At 71.4% G+C, this 19,401-nt stretch carries 16 protein-coding genes; 9 read left to right on the top strand and 7 right to left on the bottom strand.

What is annotated here, in order from left to right; genetic code table 11:
* Window positions 1–15 precede the first annotated feature (15 nt).
* Window positions 16–474, bottom strand: coding sequence for a ferritin-like domain-containing protein (locus E2651_RS11545; protein ID WP_135330988.1), 459 nt, complete (start codon window positions 472–474; stop codon window positions 16–18).
* Window positions 471–1,016, bottom strand: coding sequence for a hypothetical protein (locus E2651_RS11540; RefSeq protein WP_135330987.1), 546 nt, complete (start codon window positions 1,014–1,016; stop codon window positions 471–473). Before E2651_RS11540 ends, E2651_RS11545 begins: the two co-directional genes overlap by 4 nt.
* A 295-nt stretch (window positions 1,017–1,311) precedes the next feature.
* On the opposite strand from E2651_RS11540, the gene rimP reads away from it, so the two are divergent.
* The 9 genes from rimP to E2651_RS11495 all read left to right on the top strand — a co-directional run bounded on the left by rimP (window position 1,312) and on the right by E2651_RS11495 (window position 13,086).
* Complete coding sequence (gene rimP, locus E2651_RS11535; RefSeq protein WP_135330986.1) at window positions 1,312–1,812, top strand: ribosome maturation factor RimP; 501 nt, start codon at window positions 1,312–1,314, stop codon at window positions 1,810–1,812.
* 2 nt (window positions 1,813–1,814) lie between these two features.
* Window positions 1,815–2,813: a transcription termination factor NusA gene (nusA, locus tag E2651_RS11530; protein WP_135330985.1), complete on the top strand. Its 999-nt coding sequence runs from the start codon at window positions 1,815–1,817 to the stop codon at window positions 2,811–2,813.
* Window positions 2,814–2,902: 89 nt separating this feature from the next.
* Window positions 2,903–3,193 carry a YlxR family protein gene (locus E2651_RS11525; RefSeq protein WP_135330984.1) on the top strand — a complete coding sequence of 97 codons (291 nt, stop codon included), beginning with the start codon at window positions 2,903–2,905 and terminating at the stop codon, window positions 3,191–3,193.
* A gap of 145 nt (window positions 3,194–3,338) precedes the next feature.
* Window positions 3,339–6,503 (top strand): translation initiation factor IF-2, encoded by a 3,165-nt coding sequence (infB, locus tag E2651_RS11520; RefSeq protein ID WP_135330983.1) that lies wholly within the window; start codon window positions 3,339–3,341, stop codon window positions 6,501–6,503.
* A gap of 139 nt (window positions 6,504–6,642) precedes the next feature.
* Window positions 6,643–6,936 (top strand): DUF503 domain-containing protein, encoded by a 294-nt coding sequence (locus E2651_RS11515; RefSeq protein WP_135330982.1) that lies wholly within the window; start codon window positions 6,643–6,645, stop codon window positions 6,934–6,936.
* A 32-nt stretch (window positions 6,937–6,968) separates the two neighbouring features.
* Complete coding sequence (gene rbfA / locus E2651_RS11510) at window positions 6,969–7,430, top strand: 30S ribosome-binding factor RbfA (RefSeq protein WP_135330981.1); 462 nt, start codon at window positions 6,969–6,971, stop codon at window positions 7,428–7,430.
* Complete coding sequence (gene truB / locus E2651_RS11505; protein ID WP_135330980.1) at window positions 7,427–8,335, top strand: tRNA pseudouridine(55) synthase TruB; 909 nt, start codon at window positions 7,427–7,429, stop codon at window positions 8,333–8,335. Before rbfA ends, truB begins: the two co-directional genes overlap by 4 nt.
* A 232-nt stretch (window positions 8,336–8,567) precedes the next feature.
* A complete protein-coding gene (locus E2651_RS11500) occupies window positions 8,568–12,020 on the top strand; it encodes a trypsin-like peptidase domain-containing protein (RefSeq protein WP_167828767.1) in 3,453 nt (1,150 codons plus the stop codon).
* 115 nt (window positions 12,021–12,135) lie between these two features.
* The gene (locus E2651_RS11495; RefSeq protein ID WP_135330979.1) at window positions 12,136–13,086 is read left to right on the top strand and encodes a bifunctional riboflavin kinase/FAD synthetase; all 951 of its coding nucleotides are present in this window, start codon (window positions 12,136–12,138) and stop codon (window positions 13,084–13,086) included.
* A gap of 94 nt (window positions 13,087–13,180) precedes the next feature.
* On the opposite strand, the gene E2651_RS11490 is transcribed toward E2651_RS11495, so the two are convergent.
* The 5 genes from E2651_RS11490 to E2651_RS11470 are packed head-to-tail and all read right to left on the bottom strand — an operon-like array spanning window position 13,181 to window position 19,186.
* Window positions 13,181–14,179 carry an ABC transporter ATP-binding protein gene (locus E2651_RS11490; protein WP_135330978.1) on the bottom strand — a complete coding sequence of 333 codons (999 nt, stop codon included), beginning with the start codon at window positions 14,177–14,179 and terminating at the stop codon, window positions 13,181–13,183.
* A 35-nt stretch (window positions 14,180–14,214) separates the two neighbouring features.
* Window positions 14,215–15,225, bottom strand: a complete 1,011-nt coding sequence (locus tag E2651_RS11485; protein WP_135330977.1) for an ABC transporter ATP-binding protein — start codon at window positions 15,223–15,225, stop codon at window positions 14,215–14,217.
* Window positions 15,226–15,269: 44 nt separating this feature from the next.
* Window positions 15,270–16,205: an ABC transporter permease gene (locus tag E2651_RS11480; RefSeq protein ID WP_135330976.1), complete on the bottom strand. Its 936-nt coding sequence runs from the start codon at window positions 16,203–16,205 to the stop codon at window positions 15,270–15,272.
* On the bottom strand, window positions 16,202–17,284 hold the full coding sequence (locus E2651_RS11475) for an ABC transporter permease (RefSeq protein ID WP_135330975.1): 1,083 nt from the start codon (window positions 17,282–17,284) through the stop codon (window positions 16,202–16,204). Before E2651_RS11475 ends, E2651_RS11480 begins: the two co-directional genes overlap by 4 nt.
* Before the next feature lie 3 nt (window positions 17,285–17,287).
* The gene (locus E2651_RS11470; RefSeq protein ID WP_135330974.1) at window positions 17,288–19,186 is read right to left on the bottom strand and encodes an ABC transporter substrate-binding protein; all 1,899 of its coding nucleotides are present in this window, start codon (window positions 19,184–19,186) and stop codon (window positions 17,288–17,290) included.
* Between the last annotated feature and the right edge of the window lie 215 nt (window positions 19,187–19,401).

Raw genomic sequence — 19,401 nt, 5'->3', positions numbered from 1 at the left:
TCATGCCTGAGCCGGTCATGCCTGGGGTGCCGAAGAGCCGGACGTGGCGGACCGCTCGGCGAGACCAGGGAAGGTTACGCTCCCGCCCCGCCAGCGCGCCGCACGGACCGCCGCCTCCCGCAGCGCCTCGGCGGCGCTGCCCCGCCGGGCACCGGTGGAGGCGCGTACGAGGTCCGAGTAGACGCCCGCGAGCCGCTCCTCCAGCTCCGTGGCGAGCCGCACGGCGGCCGGGGAGTCCGGCACCGCGAACGGCAGCTTGTAGGCGGCCGCCGACGGCTCGGGCTCGCCGCCCAGGTCGCGCACGGCGCGCTGCAGCTCGTCGCGCCGGGCGCGATGAGCGTCGTACGCCGTGCGCGCCTCAGCCCTGCGCTCCTCGCCGATGCGGCCGCCGACGACCCCATAGCCGTACACGGCCGCGTGCTCGGCACCCAGCGCGGCCTGCACCGCTTTCAACTCGTCCTTGGAATCGCTCACTTGGCGTCCTCCGTCAGCAGATACGCGTGTGCCGCGCCGGCCGCCGCCACCGACGCCAGGAGCCTGGCGAGCTCGGACGGCGCGTCGAGCAGGGCGCCCGCCCGCTGCCCCGCAAGGTCACGCTCGGCCTTGGCCAGATCGCGTACGGCGGACTTCTCGTCCCCGGGTGCGGAGGGGGAAGGGGCCGGCGACGACGGTGCGGAGGCCGAGGCCGAGGCCGACGGGGACGGGGGAGCGGGCTGTCCCTCGGCGAACGCCGCCTGGTGCCGCTTCACCTCCGCCCGCAGCGGATCGAGCCGTCCGGCCAGTGCGGGATGGGCGGCGAGGACGGCGTCGTACCGCCCCAGAAGCTCACCGCTGTCCCGAGCGGCACGCGCGCGTAGCCGTTCGGCGGCGGAGGGACGCTCGTCCGCGTCCTCCGTAGAGGTGGAGTCCGAGCAGCCCGAGAGCAGCACGGCCCCGGCCGCTCCGGCGGCCCCGGTCAGCAGACTCCTCCGGCGCGGCCCTGACAGGGGGCGCGAGGGGATGGGATACGACGGCACAGCAGACGTCCTCGGAAGGAAGGCCAGCAAGGCGGGCAGTCAGCAGGTGGAGGCAGAACAGGCAGCAGACGGAGGCCGGCGGTCAAGGACCGCCGTCAACCTGGTGATCACCGTACCTTCGGCCCGGCTTCGTACTCGCGAGCGGCTCGGTGCCGGTCGGACGACGGTGCGACAACCGGACGACAACGGGCCGGCGACGGCCTCCGGCGGGCGGCAACACCCTTCGGGACCGGATACCCTTTGACCTGACACGCGACGATCCCACAACAGCACACGCGGCCGAGGAGTCACCCGGATGAGCACCACCCAGAGCGAGAGGCTGCGAGAACTGCTGGAACCGCTCGTCAGCTCGAAGGAACTGGATCTCGAAGAGATCGAAGTGGCCTCGGTCGGACGCAAGCGGGTGCTGCGCGTCGTCATCGACTCCGACGACGGCGTGGACCTGGATCAGATCGCCGATGTCAGCCGCGAACTCTCCGAGAAGCTCGACGAGAGCGACGCGATGGGCGAGGGGGAGTACACCCTCGAAGTCGGCTCCCCGGGCGCCGAGCGCCCGCTGACGGAGCACCGCCACTATCTGCGTGCCGTGGGCCGCCTCGTGAAGTTCCAGCTGACGGAGGGCGGCGACGAGTTGATCGCGCGCATCCTCGAGGTGGACGACGAAGGCGTGGATCTGGAAGTACCGGGCGTGAAGGGGCGCAAGCCCACCGCCCGCAGGCTCACCTTCGACGCGATCGCCAAGGCGCGCGTCGAGGTCGAGTTCAACCGCAAGGACAAGAAGGAAGAGGAGGCGTAGCCGTGGACATCGACATGAGTGCCCTGCGGGGTCTGGTCCGGGAGAAGGAGATCTCCTTCGACCTGCTGGTCGAGGCGATCGAGTCGGCCCTCCTCATCGCCTACCACCGCACCGACGGCAGCTTCCGTCGCGCCCGCGTGAAGCTGGACCGCGACAGCGGCCATGTGACGGTGTGGGCGACGGAGGACCCGGCGGATCTCGAAGAGGGCCAGGAGCCCAAGGAGTTCGACGACACCCCGTCGGACTTCGGCCGCATCGCCGCGACGACCGCCAAGCAGGTCATCCTGCAGCGCCTGCGCGACGCCGAGGACGACGCGACGCTCGGTGAGTACGCGGGCCGCGAGGGCGACATCGTCACGGGCGTCGTCCAGCAGGGCCGCGACCCGAAGAACGTCCTGGTCGACATCGGCAAGCTCGAGGCGATCCTGCCGGTGCAGGAGCAGGTGCCGGGCGAGGAGTACCCGCACGGGATGCGCCTTCGTTCGTACGTCGTCCGGGTGGCCAAGGGTGTCCGCGGACCCTCCGTGACGCTGTCCCGTACGCACCCGAGCCTCGTCAAGAAGCTCTTCGCGCTCGAGGTGCCGGAGATCGCCGACGGGTCCGTCGAGATCTCGGCCATCGCCCGCGAGGCCGGTCACCGCACCAAGATCGCGGTGCGCTCCACCCGGTCCGGGCTCAACGCCAAGGGCGCCTGCATCGGTCCGATGGGCCAGCGTGTGCGCAACGTCATGGCGGAGCTGAACGGCGAGAAGATCGACATCGTCGACTGGTCGGACGACCCCGGCGAGATGGTCGCCCACGCGCTGTCCCCGGCGCGGGTCAGCAAGGTGGAGATCGTCGACCTCGCGGCCCGTTCCGCGCGGGTGACGGTGCCCGATTACCAGCTGTCCCTCGCCATCGGCAAGGAGGGCCAGAACGCCCGCCTCGCCGCGCGGCTCACCGGCTGGCGGATCGACATCCGCCCGGACACCGAGCAGCCCCAGGACTCGGCCGACTCCTGATCGAGGACCGACCGAGCTCTGATCAAGACAACAACCGTTCGATTTTTGCCCCAAAGGGGTGAGGCCGGTGCGGGGAGGTAGACTTAATCGTGTCTGGCCGGACGCAAGCCCGCGCATGCCCTGAGCGCACCTGTGTGGGGTGCCGGGAGCGAGCGGCCAAGAGCGATCTGCTGCGCATCGTGGCGAAAAGGGGCGCCTGCGTCCCTGATCCAAGCGGTACGCTGCCCGGCCGGGGTGCGTATATACACCCCGTCCCGGTCTGTCTCGACCTGGCGGTCCGCCGCCGGGCGTTCCCGAGGGCCTTCCGAGTCCCGGGTCCGCTCGACACGGCGGAGTTGCGCCGAGTCGTCGAGTCAGTTGCCCAGCAGGCAACACCGTAAGGAAGGTCGCGCGGAACCCCGCGCGGCCCTGGTATTCCGCGAGTTGGAAGTAGGTCGAGATTGCGATGAGCACTCGATGAGCACGCGATGAGTACGCCCATGAAGTAGCGACGGTCCGGCGTAACCCGGACCTAAAAGGAGCGAAGTGGCTAAGGTCCGGGTATACGAGCTCGCCAAGGAGTTCGGCGTAGAGAGCAAGGTCGTCATGGCCAAGCTCCAAGAACTCGGTGAATTCGTACGTTCGGCGTCCTCGACGATCGAGGCGCCCGTAGTACGCAAATTGACTGACGCATTGCAGCAGGGTGGCAACGGCAAGCCCGCCGCCGCCAAGCCGGGAGCGCCGCGCAAGCAGGCCGCCCCCAAGCCGGCGACGCCGTCGGCCCCCTCTCCCGCGCAGGCCGCCCGTCCGGGTCCGGCCGCGCCCAAGCCGCCGGCGCCCAAGCCCGCCGTCGCGGCCGACAAGCCTGCCGCCTCCCCGGCGGCTCCCGGCCCGCGTCCCGGCCCCAAGCCGCCGACGCCCAAGCCGGCTCCGGCAGCTCCGGCTGCCCCCGTCGCGCCGGTCACCCCGGCTCCGGTCACCCCGGCTCCGGCCGCCCCGGAGTTCACCGCTCCGCCGGCCGCTCCGGTAGCCCCGGCAGCCTCCTCGGCTCCGGCAGGACCCCGTCCGGGCGCCCGCCCGGGTGCCCCGAAGCCCGGTGGCCGTCCGGCCCCCGGCCAGGGTGGTCAGGGTCAGGGCGGTCGTGGCGACCGCGGCGACCGTCAGGGTGGCGCTCCGCGTCCCGGCGGCCAGGGTGGCGCTCCGCGCCCCGGTGGCCGTCCGGCAGGACCGCGTCCCGGCAACAACCCCTTCACCTCTGGTGGCTCCACCGGCATGGCGCGCCCGCAGGCGCCCCGTCCGGGCGGCGCCCCTCGCCCCGGTGGCCAGGGTGGCCCCGGCGGTCCCGGCGGCGCCCCGCGCCCGCAGGGCCAGGGCGGCCAGGGTGCTCCTCGTCCGCAGGGTCAGGGCGGCGCTCGCCCCAGCCCCGGCGGCATGCCTCGCCCGCAGGGCGGCGCTCCCCGTCCGGGCGGTGCTCCCGGTGGTAACCGTCCCAACCCGGGCATGATGCCGCAGCGTCCCGCTGCGGGACCGCGTCCCGGTGGTGGCCCCGGCGGTGGCCGTGGTCCCGGTGGTGGCGGTCGTCCCGGTGGTGGCGGCGGCGGCGGTCGTCCCGGTGGCGGCGGCGGCTTCGCCGGTCGTCCCGGCGGCGGTGGCGGCGGCTTCGCCGGTCGTCCCGCTGGTCCCGGTGGCGGCGGCGGTGGCGGCGGCTTCGCCGGTCGTCCCGGTGGCGGCGGTGGCCGTCCCGGCTTCGGTGGCCGTCCCGGTGGTCCGGGTGGCCGTGGTGGCACGCAGGGCGCCTTCGGCCGTCCCGGCGGTCCCGCGCGTCGTGGTCGCAAGTCGAAGCGGCAGAGGCGCCAGGAGTACGAGTCGATGCAGGCCCCGTCGGTCGGCGGCGTCATGCTGCCGCGCGGCAACGGCCAGGCGGTCCGCCTGTCCCGTGGTGCCTCGCTGACCGACTTCGCCGAGAAGATCAACGCCAACCCGGCGTCGCTCGTCGGCGTGATGATGAACCTCGGCGAGATGGTCACTGCCACGCAGTCCGTCCCGGACGAGACGCTGAAGCTGCTCGCGGACGAGATGAACTTCGTCCTCGAGATCGTCAGCCCGGAGGAGGAGGACCGCGAGCTGCTCGAGTCCTTCGACATCGAGTTCGGCGAGGACGAGGGCGGCGACGAGGCTCTCGTCGCGCGTCCGCCGGTCGTGACCGTCATGGGTCACGTCGACCACGGTAAGACCCGCCTCCTGGACGCGATCCGCAAGACGAACGTCATCGCGGGCGAGGCCGGCGGCATCACGCAGCACATCGGTGCGTACCAGGTCGGCGCCGAGGTCAACGGCGAAGACCGCAAGATCACCTTCATCGACACCCCCGGTCACGAGGCGTTCACCGCCATGCGTGCCCGTGGTGCGAAGTCCACCGACATCGCGATCCTCGTGGTCGCGGCGAACGACGGTGTGATGCCGCAGACGATCGAGGCGCTGAACCACGCCAAGGCGGCCGACGTGCCGATCGTGGTCGCGGTCAACAAGATCGACGTCGAGGGTGCCGACCCGACCAAGGTGCGCGGTCAGCTCACCGAGTTCGGTCTGGTGGCCGAGGAGTACGGCGGCGACACGATGTTCGTCGACATCTCCGCCAAGCAGGGCCTCAACATCGAGAGCCTGCTGGAGGCCGTGGTCCTCACCGCGGACGCCTCGCTCGACCTGCGGGCCAACCCGGAGCAGGACGCGCAGGGTATTGCGATCGAGTCCCACCTGGACAAGGGCCGCGGCGCCGTCGCGACCGTCCTGGTCCAGCGAGGCACTCTGCGGGTCGGCGACACCATGGTGGTCGGCGACGCGTACGGCCGTGTCCGCGCGATGCTCGACGACAAGGGCGAGAACGTGGAAGAGGCGGGTCCCTCGACCCCGGTCCTCGTCCTCGGTCTCACCAACGTCCCGGGTGCCGGCGACAACTTCCTGGTCGTCGACGAGGACCGTACGGCCCGTCAGATCGCCGAGAAGCGTGCCGCCCGTGAGCGCAACGTCCGCTTCGCCCGCAAGGGTGTGCGGTTCTCCCTGGAGAACCTGGACGAGGCCCTCAAGGCCGGTCTGGTGCAGGAACTCAACCTCATCATCAAGGGCGACGCGTCCGGTTCGGTGGAGGCTCTCGAGTCCTCGCTGCTCCAGCTCGACGTCGGCGAAGAGGTCGACATCCGCGTCCTGCACCGCGGCGTGGGTGCGGTCACCGAGTCGGACATCGACCTGGCGACCGGCTCCGACGCGATCGTGATCGGCTTCAACGTCCGTGCGGCCGGTCGTGCCGCGCAGATGGCCGAGCGCGAAGGCGTGGACGTCCGGTACTACTCGGTCATCTACCAGGCGATCGAAGAGATCGAAGCGGCCCTCAAGGGCATGCTCAAGCCGGAGTACGAAGAGGTCGAGCTCGGCACGGCGGAGATCCGCGAGGTCTTCCGCTCGTCCAAGCTGGGCAACATCGCCGGTGTTCTTGTCCGGTCGGGCGAGGTCAAGCGCAACACCAAGGCGCGCCTCATCCGCGACGGCAAGGTCATCGCGGAGAGCCTCAACATCTCCGGTCTGCGCCGCTTCAAGGACGACGTCACCGAGATCCGCGAAGGGTTCGAGGGCGGTATCAACCTCGGCAACTTCAACGACATCAAGATCGACGACGTCATCGCGACGTACGAGATGCGCGAGAAGCCTCGCGGCTGATCAACGCAGCTCGAACCGGGGCCGGTCGAGGGGAGGTAAATCCCGTCGATCGGCCCCGGCCGTTCCGTGTACGGTTCTTGTGTCCCTGCCAAGTGGTTGGCGGGGCACGAACCCGAACCGGCGGGACATCCGGACATACATGTATGTGGGGACACTGTCCTTCGATCTGCTCCTCGGCGACGTTCGATCGCTGAAGGAGAAACGCTCCGTCGTCCGACCGATCGTCGCCGAACTCCAGCGCAAGTACGCGGTGAGTGCGGCGGAGACCGGGAACCAGGACCTCCATCGCAGGGCCGAGATCGGCCTGGCGATCGTCTCCGGGGAGACGGGGCACCTCACCGACGTACTGGACCGGTGCGAGCGCCTGGTCGCCGCCCGTCCGGAGGTGGAGCTGCTCTCCGTTCGACGCAGGCTCCACAGCGACGAAGACTGATTGCACAGCAAGGCGAAGAAGGAGACGGAGCAGTGGCCGACAACGCGCGCGCGAAAAGGCTGGCGGACCTCATCCGAGAGGTGGTTGCCCAGAAGCTGCAGCGCGGGATCAAGGACCCGCGGCTCGGTACGCATGTGACCATCACGGACACCCGGGTCACGGGTGACCTGCGGGAGGCGACCGTCTTCTACACGGTCTACGGCGACGACGAGGACCGCGCGGCGGCCGCCGCGGGCCTGGAGAGCGCCAAGGGCGTCCTCCGTTCGGCGGTCGGCGCGGCCGCGGGCGTGAAGTTCACGCCGAGCCTCGCCTTCGTGGCGGACGCCCTGCCGGACAACGCACGGGCGATCGAGGACCTCCTCGACAAGGCGCGGCTCTCGGACGAGAAGGTGCGCGAGGTGTCCGCGGGCGCCGAGTTCGCCGGCGACGCCGACCCGTACCGCAAGCCCGAGGACGAGTCCGACGAAGAAACGGACGGCAACGCCACCGCATGAGCAGCACCAGCAACAAGACGCCGGACGGCCTTGTCATCGTCGACAAGCCGTCCGGCTTCACTTCGCATGACGTGGTCGCCAAGATGCGCGGGATCGCCAAGACCCGCCGCGTGGGCCACGCGGGCACCCTCGACCCGATGGCGACGGGTGTCCTGGTCCTCGGCGTCGAGCGGGCCACCAAGCTCCTCGGCCATCTCGCGCTGACGGAGAAGGAGTACCTCGGCACGATCCGGCTCGGCCAGGACACGGTCACGGACGACGCCGAGGGCGAGATCACCTCGTCGGCCGACGCCTCGCGGATCAGGCGGGACGCCATCGACGCGGGGATCGCCAAGCTGTCCGGCGACATCATGCAGGTGCCGTCGAAGGTCAGCGCCATCAAGATCGACGGCAAGCGGTCGTACGCGCGCGCCCGCAAGGGCGAGGACTTCGAGATCCCGGCCAGGCCCGTGAAGATCTCCTCGTTCACCGTGTACGACGTCAGGGACGCCGTCGCCGAGGACGGCACGCCCGTACTCGACCTGGTCGTGTCGGTCGTCTGCTCGTCCGGGACGTACATCCGCGCCCTGGCCCGCGACCTCGGCGCCGACCTCGGGGTCGGCGGCCATCTGACCGCGCTGCGGCGCACCCGCGTCGGGCCGTACAAGCTCGACTCGGCGAAGACCATCGACCAGCTCCAGGAGGAGCTGACGGTGATGCCGGTGGCCGACGCTGCCGCCGCCGCGTTCCCGCGCTGGGACGTGGACGAGAAGCGGTCGAAGCTGCTGCTCAACGGCGTACGGATCGAGATGCCCGGTGAGTACGCCGGTGCGGGCCCCGTCGCCGTGTTCGATCCGGAGGGCCGCTTCCTGGTCCTGGCCGAGGAGCTGAAGGGCAAGGCCAAGAGCCTGGCCGTCTTCGTCTGAGGCTCTCTCGGGCTTGGCGCCTTCGTCGTGGAGCGGCGGGCAGTCGCCCGCCGCTCCACGTTTCCCCCCACCCCAAGGTGTATCCATCGCGCCTCGCCGATTCACCCCATCAGGCAGGCGCTCGGAGTGAACCGAGGGAGCGGAAGGGGGCGCGTTCGCCGCGCGTTCTGTCCCGCTGATCACCGCCGACCTACCGTCGGAAGGACGGGGCGCGTGGCAGGGAGGTTCGGGCATGACGGGACAGGGGGACCCGGCGGCCCTCGACAGGACCCTGGTGCGGATATGCGACCTGGCGGGGCGGCCGCGCGGGACCGGATTCGCCGCCGACGACCAGGGCACGGTGATCACCAGCCACGAGGCGGTCGACGGCCTTGCGCGCCTCGTGCTGCACGCCGCGGGGGAGCGCGTCTGCGTGGTGACCGCCGACGCCGTGGTGCCCCTTCCTGAAGCCGATCTCGCCCTCGTCCGCACGGAGGGGCTCGGGCTGCGCCCGCTGCCCGTCACCGTGCGCGAGGCCGTTCCGGTCGGCTCCTATGTGCGGATCGCCGCGCTCGGCTGGCGCGAGGCGCGCATCCTGGGCCCGGCGGTGGTGACCTACACCGCCACGGACCGCTTCCATCTGGTCGACGCCGCGCTGGAGCTCGCCATCGGCACCGACGGCGCGGACGCGCTGCGGCTCGGCGGCGGGGCCGCGGGCGGCCCGGTCGTCGACGCCTCGTCCGGAGCCGTGCTCGCCGTCCTCGGGACCGCGCTGCACGGCGAGCACAGCTCCGCGGGCTTCGCCGTGCCGCTGCGGGACGCTGCGACGGCCGACCCCGGCGGACCGCTCGCCGAGCTCCTCGCGCGGGCCGCGGCGACCGTTCCGGCGTACGGCCGGGATCTCAACCTGGCCGGCGTGCTGCATCTGACGGCGACGTCACTGGGCTCCGACGGGCCGTGCCCCGCCGTCCTCGAACCGGTCGAACGCCCGGATACGGCACGGGAGTTGGCGGAGTTCACCGACGGCCCCCGGCAGCTGCTCGGCCTGGTCGGCGACCCCGGCACCGGCCGCACCACCGAACTGGCGGCCCTCGCCGCGCGCCGGGCCCGCGGCGCCGAACCGGCCCCCACGCTGTGGCTGCGCGGTGCGGACCTGCAGGGCGCGGACACGGGCGTGGCCGATGCGGTGGAGCGGGCGCTCGAGCGGGCGGGGCGCATCGTCGAGGCCTCGGATGATCTCCTCTCCGGGGCGGACGACGGCCTCGGGGACATCTCGGCCGGGCGCGTCGCGCGGCTCGTGCGGGACCGGGGGCGGCCGTTGTTGCTGCTGCTCGACGGGCCCGAGGAGATGCCGCCGGTGCTCGCGCACCGCCTCGCGGAGTGGAGCGGCGGCACGGCCGAGTGGCTGCGGGACACGGGGGCGCGGCTCGTCGTGGCCTGCCGTGCGGAGTACTGGGAGCAGGCGGGGGAGCACTTTCCCGCGGAGCTGCTGGAGGAGTGTGTGTGCCTCGGGGATCTGCCCGAGCGGCAGGCGCGGCTCGCGCGGGCGCGGTACGGCATCCCGGAGGGCGCGCTCGCCGCCGCCGACGCCCGCCATCCGCTGGCGCTGCGGCTCCTGTCCGAGGTGCGCGCCGCGCTGCCGGACGCGCCACCGCCGGGGCGGCCGGGCCGCGAGGAGATCTTCGCCGCCTATCTGGACCTGCTGTGCCTGCGGGTCGCGGTGCGGCTCGCGGTGGCGAAGGGGCTGCGGGGCGGGGCCGTGCGGCGGCTCGCGGCGCAGGTGTCCGGGCAGGTGCACGAGGCGGCGCGGCGGTGTCTGGGGCCGGGGCAGGGGGAGCTGGACCGGGCCTCGTTCGAGGAGGTGTTCCCGTGGGGGACGGGGTGGGCCTCCGCGGTCCTCACGGAGGGGCTGCTGACTCCTGCGGGGGGCGGATACCGCTTCGCGCACGAGGAGCTCGCGGACTGGATCCAGGGGATGCATCTGGATGTGGACGGGGCGTTGTGGTCGTTGGTGCACCGGTACGGGGCGGCTGCGCCGCGGGCGGGGGCTGCCTTGCCGGTGCCCCGGCATCGGATCGGGCCGGTGATCCAGGCCCTGTTGCTGCTGGGGCGGCAGCGGGGGCCTGGCGAACTGGAGGCTCGGCTGCGGGAGTTGGCTCGGTTCGGGGAGATCTCCGTACCGCCCGGTGCATCGGCGCCCGGCAGTGGGCGTTGTGCCCACCCGTTCCGCCGTGCGGAACGCCTGCCCACAACGGAAGCGGCATCGTCCGCCCAGCCCCCGCTACCGGGCACCGATGTACCAGGGTGGTGGGCCACTCACCTGCTGGTGGAGACGGTCTGCCGGGTGCCCGACGCGAGGCCCTACCGAGCCCTGCTCGCCGAGCTGGCCCAGCAGGGGCGACACTCCGCCGAGTTCTGGCTCGCCCTCCCCCTCCCGGAGAGCGACCGCTTCGACCTCCTGCGGGACGCGGTGATCCACGACCCCCCGCCCGGCCCCCCGCAGGGGCGATGCCTCGACGCGGTCGCCGAGCTGCTCGCGCAGAACCCCGCCAAGGTGCAGCCGCACCTGACCCGCTGGTTCACCGACGAACGCCCGCTCGCGGCGACCCCGCAGGCCACCGTCGCCTCCGCCGCCCAGGCCCTGCTGCACACCCACCGGCACCGCGCCATCGACGACCTCACCGAAGCCCTCGTCGACTCCGCGCACCCCCGCGCCGACGAACTCCTCGCGGTGCTCGCCGAGGAGGAGCCATCCGCCATCTGCCGGGCCGTCGACCGCTGGGTCCACGACGAGCGGCCCGGCCGCCGCGTCGCCGCCGTCGCGTACGGCCTGCGCGCCGCCCCGCACGCCACCACGGACGCCGACCGCGAACTCCTGCGGTACGCGGCGTTCGCCCTGCTCGCCCGCCCCGCCGACGACACCCTGCACGGCGCGGCGCTCGCCCTCCTCGTCCGCGACCCGCAGACCCGCGCCCGCCATCTGCCGCCCGCCCTGCGGCGCTTCACCGCCGGGGATCCGCAGCTGCCCCCGAGCGCGCTCGTCGCCGCCTTCGACACCCACCCCGAGCCCGTCATCGCCGCCTTCCGGAAGCGGTTGTACGGTCCCGGTCCCGCGCCCGGGGACGTCCTGCGCAGCCTGGCCGACGTGACGGCGCCCGCGCTCGCGCGTCGGGTGGCCGATCTCGTACGCGATGTCCTGGAGCTCCGTCCCGACCTGGCGGGGCACGTGGCGGCCTACCTCGATCTGCGGCTCGAGCAGGGGCCGGGAGTCCGCGCCGTCCTCCTGCCGCTCGTGGTGGGGCTCCTGAACAGCCGGCCGCCCGCCGTGCGCGCCGCGCTCGCCTCCGCCGTCGCGGCACCCGGCACCGATGCCTCGCGGGCCCTGCGCGCCGAACTGCTCGACGTACTGCTCGACGGGGAGCGGGAGCCCGAAGTCCTGGACGCCGTGCTGTGCGCGGTCGCCGTCGGCGGTGACGCGAGCCGGGTCCGTGAGCTGGTGCGGCGCACGGGCGAGCTCCTTGTCCGCACCCCGGACGGCGCGACGTGCTTCGACCGCCGCCTGGTCGAGCTGGCCCGTTCCGTCCCCGGCTTCGCCGCGCTCGTCGCCCGGTGGATGTGCGACGCCCCGCAGGAGTGGGCCGCCCTCGTCGGCCCGAGCGCCCGCCGCATGATCGAGAACGTCACCGGGGCGGTTGTCCCGGCGTGAGGTCCGCCACCCCATCCGATGCGATCCGGATCGCGCGGGCATGGCAGTCTTAGACCTGCGCAATGGGCAATGGGACGTACACACACGTACACGGGTTCGGCGAGGAGCAAAGACAGTGCAGCGCTGGCGTGGCTTGGAGGACATCCCCCAGGACTGGGGGCGCAGCGTCGTCACCATCGGTTCCTACGACGGCGTACACCGCGGGCACCAGCTGATCATCGGGCGCGCGGTGAAGCGCGCGCGTGACCTCGGTGTCCCCGCCGTCGTCGTCACCTTCGACCCGCACCCCAGCGAGGTCGTGCGTCCGGGCAGCCACCCGCCGCTGCTCGCCCCGCACCACCGGCGCGCCGAACTCATGGCCGAGCTGGGGGTGGACGCGCTCCTCATCCTGCCGTTCACCACGGAGTTCTCGAAGCTGTCGCCCGCCGACTTCGTCGTCAAGGTGCTCGTCGACAAGCTGCACGCGCGCGTAGTCGTCGAGGGCCCCAACTTCCGCTTCGGCCACAAGGCCGCGGGCAATGTCGCCTTCCTGACCGAGCTCGGCGAGACGTACGACTACGAAGTCGATGTCATCGATCTGTTCGTGAGCGGCGAGGCGGGCGGCGGCGAGCCCTTCTCCTCCACCCTCACCCGGCGCCTGGTCGCCGAGGGCGACGTGGCGGGCGCCGCGGAGATCCTCGGCCGCCCGCACCGCGTCGAGGGCGTCGTCGTGCGCGGCGCGCAGCGCGGCCGCGAACTGGGCTTCCCCACCGCCAACGTGGAGACGCTGCCGCACACCGCCATCCCGGCGGACGGCGTCTACGCCGGGTGGCTGCACGCGCAGGGCGAGGCGATGCCCGCGGCGATCTCCGTCGGGACGAACCCGCAGTTCGACGGGACCGAGCGGACGGTCGAGGCGTACGCGATCGACCGCGTCGGGCTCGACCTGTACGGCCTGCACGTGGCCGTGGACTTCCTGGCCTTCGTGCGGGGCCAGGCGAAGTTCGACTCGATCGACGAGCTGCTGGTCGCCATCGCGGAAGACGTGAAGAAGTCCCGGGAGCTGATCGAGGCGCACGGCGAGTAGTTCTCCGGCGCCCCGCACCCCTTTAGGGGCGCGGGGAACTGCGCGACAAGCCCCCACCGGCGGGCAGTCGCACCCGAACCGGTCCCGGCCGACGCTAAGGCGCGCTGTCGGCGACCAGAGCATCGGCCCAGTGACAAGCTACCTGCGTCCGGCCACCGCCTGAAAGCACCGGCAAGTCCTCAGTCCTGCAGCGGTCCGCGACGCCCGCCCGCTGCGCCTCGCCCGAGGCAAGGACCTGGCAGCGGGCGTGGAAGCGGCAGCCGCCCGGAATGCGGGACGGGTCCGGCGGCTCGCCCGTCAGGACCACCGGGTCGCCGGAGGCCTCCGGGAGGACCGACAACAGGGCCTGGGTGTACGGGTGTTGAGGCGAGGTCAGGACCTCCTCCACCGTGCCCGTCTCGACGATCCGGCCCAGGTACATCACCGCCACGCGGTCCGCGATGTTCCACGCGAGCCCCAGATCGTGCGTCACCACCAGTGCGGAGAGCCCGAGTTCGTCGCGCAGGCGGAGCAGCAGCGCGAGGATCTCGCCGCGTACGGACGCGTCCAGCGAGGCCACCGGCTCGTCCGCGACGATCAGTTCGGGCTCGAGGACCAGCGCGCCCGCGATGACCACGCGCTGGCGCTGGCCGCCCGACAGCTCGTGCGGGTAGCGCAGGAAGAACCGCTCCGGCGGGCGCAGTCCGGCCCGCGAGAGCGCGTCGGCGACCGCCGCCTGCTCGTCACCCCCGTACCCGTGGATGCGCAGCCCCTCGGCGACCGCCTCGTACACGGTGTGGCGGGGATTCAGGGAGCCGCTGGGATCCTGGAGCACCAGCTGGACGCGCTTGCGGTACGCCTTGAGGGCGCGGCCCGAGTAGTTCAGCGGCTTGCCGCCGAACGTCACCTTCCCGGAGGTCGGCGCCACCAGGCCGAGCAGCGAGCGGGCCAGGGTCGTCTTGCCGCAGCCCGACTCGCCGACCAGGGCGACGATCTCGGCGGGCTTGATGTCGAGGTCCACGCCGTCCACCGCGCGCGCGGGCGGCGCGCCACGGCGGCCGGGGAACGTGATGTGCAGGTCGCCCGCCGAAAGGAGGGGGTCATCGGTGGTCATGCGTGGCCGCTCCTCAATGCGTGATCTGTCGGTGCTCACGGCGTGCGCTCCGCCGTCGCCGGGGCCGATGTCGGCTGCGCCGGGAGCTGGGAACCCGCGTGCACGCAGGCCGCCCGGTGCCGGGGGCCCGCGTCCCGCAGCACCTGGTCCTCCGTGGTGCAGGAGTCCAGAGCGACGGTGCAGCGCGGGTGGAACGTGCAGCCCGTGGGGAGCAGGGACGGGTCCGGCGGGTCGCCGGGCAGGCCGCGCGGGGCGAAGCGCGACGCCGTGTCGCCGATGCGCGGGAAGGCCGCCGAGAGGGCCTTTCCGTACGGGTGCCGGGCGTTCTCGTAGACCTCGGAGGCCGGGCCCTCCTCGACGACGCGGCCCGCGTACATCACCGCGAGCCGGTCGCAGGTGTCGGAGAGCACCGCGAGGTCATGGCTGATCATGATCAGGCCGAGGTCCTGCTCGGCCACCAACTGCTCGATCAGGCGCAGGATCTGGGCCTGGATCATCACGTCGAGGGCCGTCGTCGGCTCGTCGGCGATGATCAGGCGCGGGTCGCAGGCGAGCGCCATCGCGATCATGACGCGCTGGCGCTGCCCGCCGGACAGCTCGTGCGGATACGCCTCGGCCCGCGAGGCCGGCAGACCCACCTGCTCCAGGAGCTCGCCGGTCTTCTTCTTCGCGCCCGCCGCCGTCGCCTTCTTGTGCAGCAGGATCGGCTCGGCGATCTGGTCGCCGATGCGGTGCACGGCGTTGAGCGAGTGCATCGCGCCCTGGAAGACGATCGAGGCGCCCGCCCAGCGGACCGCGCGGACCTGGCCCCACTTCATGGTGAGGACGTCCTCGCCGTCCAGCAGGACCTCGCCGGTCACCTTCGTCCCCGCGGGCAGCAGCCTCAGCAGCGCCAGCGCGAGCGTGGACTTGCCGCATCCGGACTCGCCCGCGACGCCGAGCTTCTGGCCCGCGTCGACCGTGAGGTTCACACCGCGCACGGCGGCGGCCCCGGACGCGTACGTCACTTCGAGATTGCGTACGTCGAGGAGGCGCTGTTCAGTCATACCGGTCTCCGTCACTCCGGTCTCCGTCACCTTGTTCGGACCGCTCAACGGGAGACCCCCAGCCTGGGGTTGAGCACGGACTCCACGGCGCGCCCGCACAGCGTGAACGCGAGCGCCACGACGGCGATGGCGAGGCCGGGCGGGGCGAGATACCACCAGTCGCCCGCGCTGACCGCGCCCGCCTCACGCGCGTCCTGGAGCAGTCCGCCCCAGGAGACGACCGTCGGATCGCCGAGGCCGAGGAAGGCCAGCGTGGCCTCGGTGAGGATCGCGTTGGAGATGACGAGGGTGGTCTGCGCGAGCACCAGCGGCATGACGTTGGGCAGGACGTGCCGGCCCATGACATGGCCGTGGCCGCCGCCGAGCGCCTGGGCGCGTTCGATGTACGGACGTGACTCCACGGCCAGGGTCTGGGCGCGGACGAGCCGCGCGGTCGTCGGCCAGGTCGTCACACCGATCGCCAGGATGATCGTCCAGATGGACTTGGACATCACGGAGGCGAGTGCGATGGCGAGCACCAGCGTCGGCATCACCAGGAACCAGTCCGTGACGCGCATGATCACGGTGGCGTACCAGCCCTTGAAGTGCCCCGCCGTGATCCCCACGATCGTGCCGATGGCCACCGAGAGCACGGCGGCGAGCAGCCCGACGGTGAGCGAGATCCGTGCGCCCCACACCAGGAGCCCGAGCAGATCGCGCCCGAACTGGTCGGTGCCCAGGGGGAATTCGCCGCTCGGCGACTCCATGGGCTTGCCCGGCGCGTCGGTCACGCTCTGCGCGTCCGAGCCGACGAGGAGCGGCGCGAAGACGGCGATGAGCGCGAACACGACGAGTGCGGCCAGGCCGAAGAGCCCGGCGCGGTGGGTGCGGTACTCGCGCCAGAAGCGGGCGGCGGAGTGGCGTCTGCGGGTCCAGGCGAGCGCCCGAGGGCTCTTCGCGGCCTTGACCTCGGCCTCGGTCTCGGCTGTTTCGGTCGTCATCGGCCCACCCTCGGGTCGAGCAGCGGATAGATCACGTCGGCCAGGGTGTTCATCAGGATCACCGCGGCGGCGAACACGAAGAACAGACCCTGCACGAGGGGCAGGTCGGGCACGCTGAGCGCGGCGTAGAACAGCCCGCCGAGCCCCGGCCAGGAGAAGACGGTCTCGACGAGGATCGCGCCCGCCACGACCGTGCCGAGGTTCACGAACATCAGCGTGACCGTGGGCAGCATCGCGTTCGGGACGGCGTGCCTGCGGCGTACGAGATCGTCCCGCAGGCCCTTGGCGCGCGCGGTCGTCAGATAGTCGCTGCCCATCTCGTCGAGCAGCGAGGAGCGCATGACGAGCAGCGTCTGCGCGTATCCGACCGCCACGAGCGTGATGACCGGGAGCACCATGTGGTGCGCGACGTCGATGACGTACGCGATGCCCGTCTCGCCACCCGATTCGAGCCCGCCGGTCGGGAAGAGCCCGGGAATCGGACCGACCCCCACCGAGAAGGTGATGATGAGGAGAAGCCCGAGCCAGAAGGACGGCACGGAGTAGAGGGTGAGCGCCAGGCCGGTGTGGACACGGTCCCCGAGCCCGCCGTTGCGCCAGGCCGTGCGGGTGCCGAGCCAGATGCCGATGAGGGTGTAGAGGACGAACGCGGTGCCGGTGAGCAGGAGCGTCGCGGGCAGCGCGTCGGTGATCTTGTCGAGCACCGGGGTGTGGAACTGGTACGAGGTGCCGAAGTCGCCGGTCAACGCGTTGCCGCAGTAGTCGAAGAACTGTGTCATGACCGGCTGGTCGAGGCCGAACTCCTTGCGCATGGCCGCCAGTTGCTCGGCCGATACACGCTTGCCGCCCGTCATCTGCTTCACCGGGTCGCCCGGGATGAGACGGAACAGGAAGAAGCTGGTGACGAGGACGGCGAACAGCGAGACGGCGGCGCCGCCCAGCTTGCCCGCCACGTACAGGAGATAGGCGCGGGTGTTACGGGCCCGGGGGCCGCGGGCCGACGGCCCGGCGGGTGCCGGATCGTCGGTCGCCGCGGCGCCCTCGGTGTCGAGCAGTGCGGGATTGCTGTCAGCGGTCATGCGTTACTCGCGGTCCTCTGCGGTCGAACGGCGGCGCAGGGCGAACAGGACTCCACCGCCGACGAGCACCACCGCGGCGGCGGCGATACCGATGATGACACCGGTCGAGCTTCCATCCTTGGAGGAACTCTTCCCATCCGCGGGGACGGCGGACCACCAGCTCCAATATCCGTCCTGGCCGAAGATGTTGCCCGCGGCCGTCGGCATGGTGGTGATGGACTTGATCTGGTCGGTGCGGTAGGCCTCGACGGCGTTCGGGTACGCGAGAACGTTCATGTACCCGGAGTCGTAGAGCCAGGACTGCATCTCCTTGACGGTCTCGGCGCGCTTGGCCGGGTCGTACTCGGCCAGCTGCTTCGCGTAGAGGTCGTCGTACTTCTTGTCGCAGATGAAGTTGTCGGTCGCGGCGCTCTCCTTGGCCTTCTTGGGCAGCGCGGCGCAGGAGTGGATGCCGAGGACGAAGTCCGGGTCGGGGTTGACCGACCAGCCGTCGAACGCGAGGTCGTACTCACCCGCGTACCAGGGCACGGACACGTCATCGAGGCAGTCGACCTTGAGCCCGATGCCCAAGTCCCCCCACCACTCCTTCAGATACTTGCCGACCGCCTTGTCGTTCGGGTCGGTGGCGTGGCACAGGATGCGGAGGTTGAGCGGCTTGCCGTCCTTGCCTACGCGCTCGCCGTCGCCGTTCTTCTTGTAGCCCGCCTCGTCGAGCAGCTGGGCCGCCTTCTTGGGGTCGTACGACAGCTTCTGCTCGGCGGAGGGCTGCCAGGCGTACTCCGAGAAGCGCGGCGGGATGTATCCCGCGCCCTCGACGGCCTGCCCCTGGAAGACCTTGTCGACGATCGCCTCGCGGTCGACGGAGAGGAAGAGGGCCTGGCGGACCTTCTTGTCGAGGAGCGCCGGATTGCCGTCGCCGAACTTCTTGCCGTCCAGGGTCTTGGCGCCCGGGTTGGTGGCGAGGGCGAAGAAGCGGCGGCCGGGGCCTTCGTTGACCTTGACGTTCTCCGTGCCCTTGAGTTCCTTGGCCTGCGCCGGGGTGAGCGCGGGCTGCCCGGCGACGAAGGAGACCTCACCCTTCTTGAGCGCCGCGACGGCCGCGTCCTGGTCCTTGTACGTCTTGAAGACCAGCTCGTCGAACTTGGGTGCGCCGCGCCAGAAGTCCTTGTTGGCTTTCAGCTTCACGTACTGGTCGGTCTTGTAGTCCGTCAGGATGAACGGCCCGTTGCCGACGACGGGGAAGTCCTTGTCGTTGTTGAACTTCGAGATGTCGTCGACCTTCTCCCACACATGCTTGGGAACGATCGGCACGTCCAGGGCGGCCATGGTGGCCTGAGGCTTCTTCAGCTCGATGACCAGCTCGGTGGGGCTGGGCGCCGTCACCTTCTTGAAGTTGGTGACGAAGTTGGAGTTCGCGGTGGCGGTGCCCTCCTTGGACATCACCTTGTTGAACGTCCACGCCGCGTCCTCGGCGGTCGCCTTCTTGCCGTCCGACCACTTGGAGTCGTCCCGGATGGTGTACGTCCAGGTCAGCTTGTCGGCGGAGGGCTTCCAGGCGGTGGCGAAGCCGGCGATCGCCTTGTTGTTCTTGGCGTCGTAGTTCGTCAGGTACTCGTACGTGAGGCGGTGGATGCTGGTGCTGAGCAGCCGCTGGGCGAGGAAGGGGCTGAGCGAGTCGACGCTCTGCGCCACCGCGACGGTGAGGGTCTTCTTGCCGTCGGCCTTGGCCTCGGCCTGCTGGGGCGCCGGGTTGAGCGGCGTCGCGAGGCCTGCGGTGAGGGTGAAGGCGGCGGCTGCGGCCGCAAGGAGGATGCGGAGGCGGGGTCCGTTGCCGCGCCTGCGGGGTGGCGCCTTGGTGGCGCCGTGAGACCGTACTCTGCCGTGCTGATCTTGTGTGTCCATGGATCGGTGACCTCGCGTCATCGCTCGCGCAGGGATGGCTAGTTGATCAAGGAACGCCAGCTGGTTGATGTGTGTGTCTACCAGCGCCAGTCTGCGTCAGTCAACGGCAGGTGAACCCCATGTGGCCTGCGGAAATAACGAGTTGACCCGGATTTCATCCGCATTGGTCAAGACCTGTGAAGCGTGGCTGGTCGGGGGGTGATGGTGGGGGGAGG

This window comes from Streptomyces sp. MZ04 (assembly GCF_004684775.1).
Classification (GTDB): Bacteria; Actinomycetota; Actinomycetes; order Streptomycetales; family Streptomycetaceae; genus Streptomyces.
Note: the sequence above shows the minus strand (reverse complement) of the source record. Positions and strands in the feature narration are given on the sequence as shown.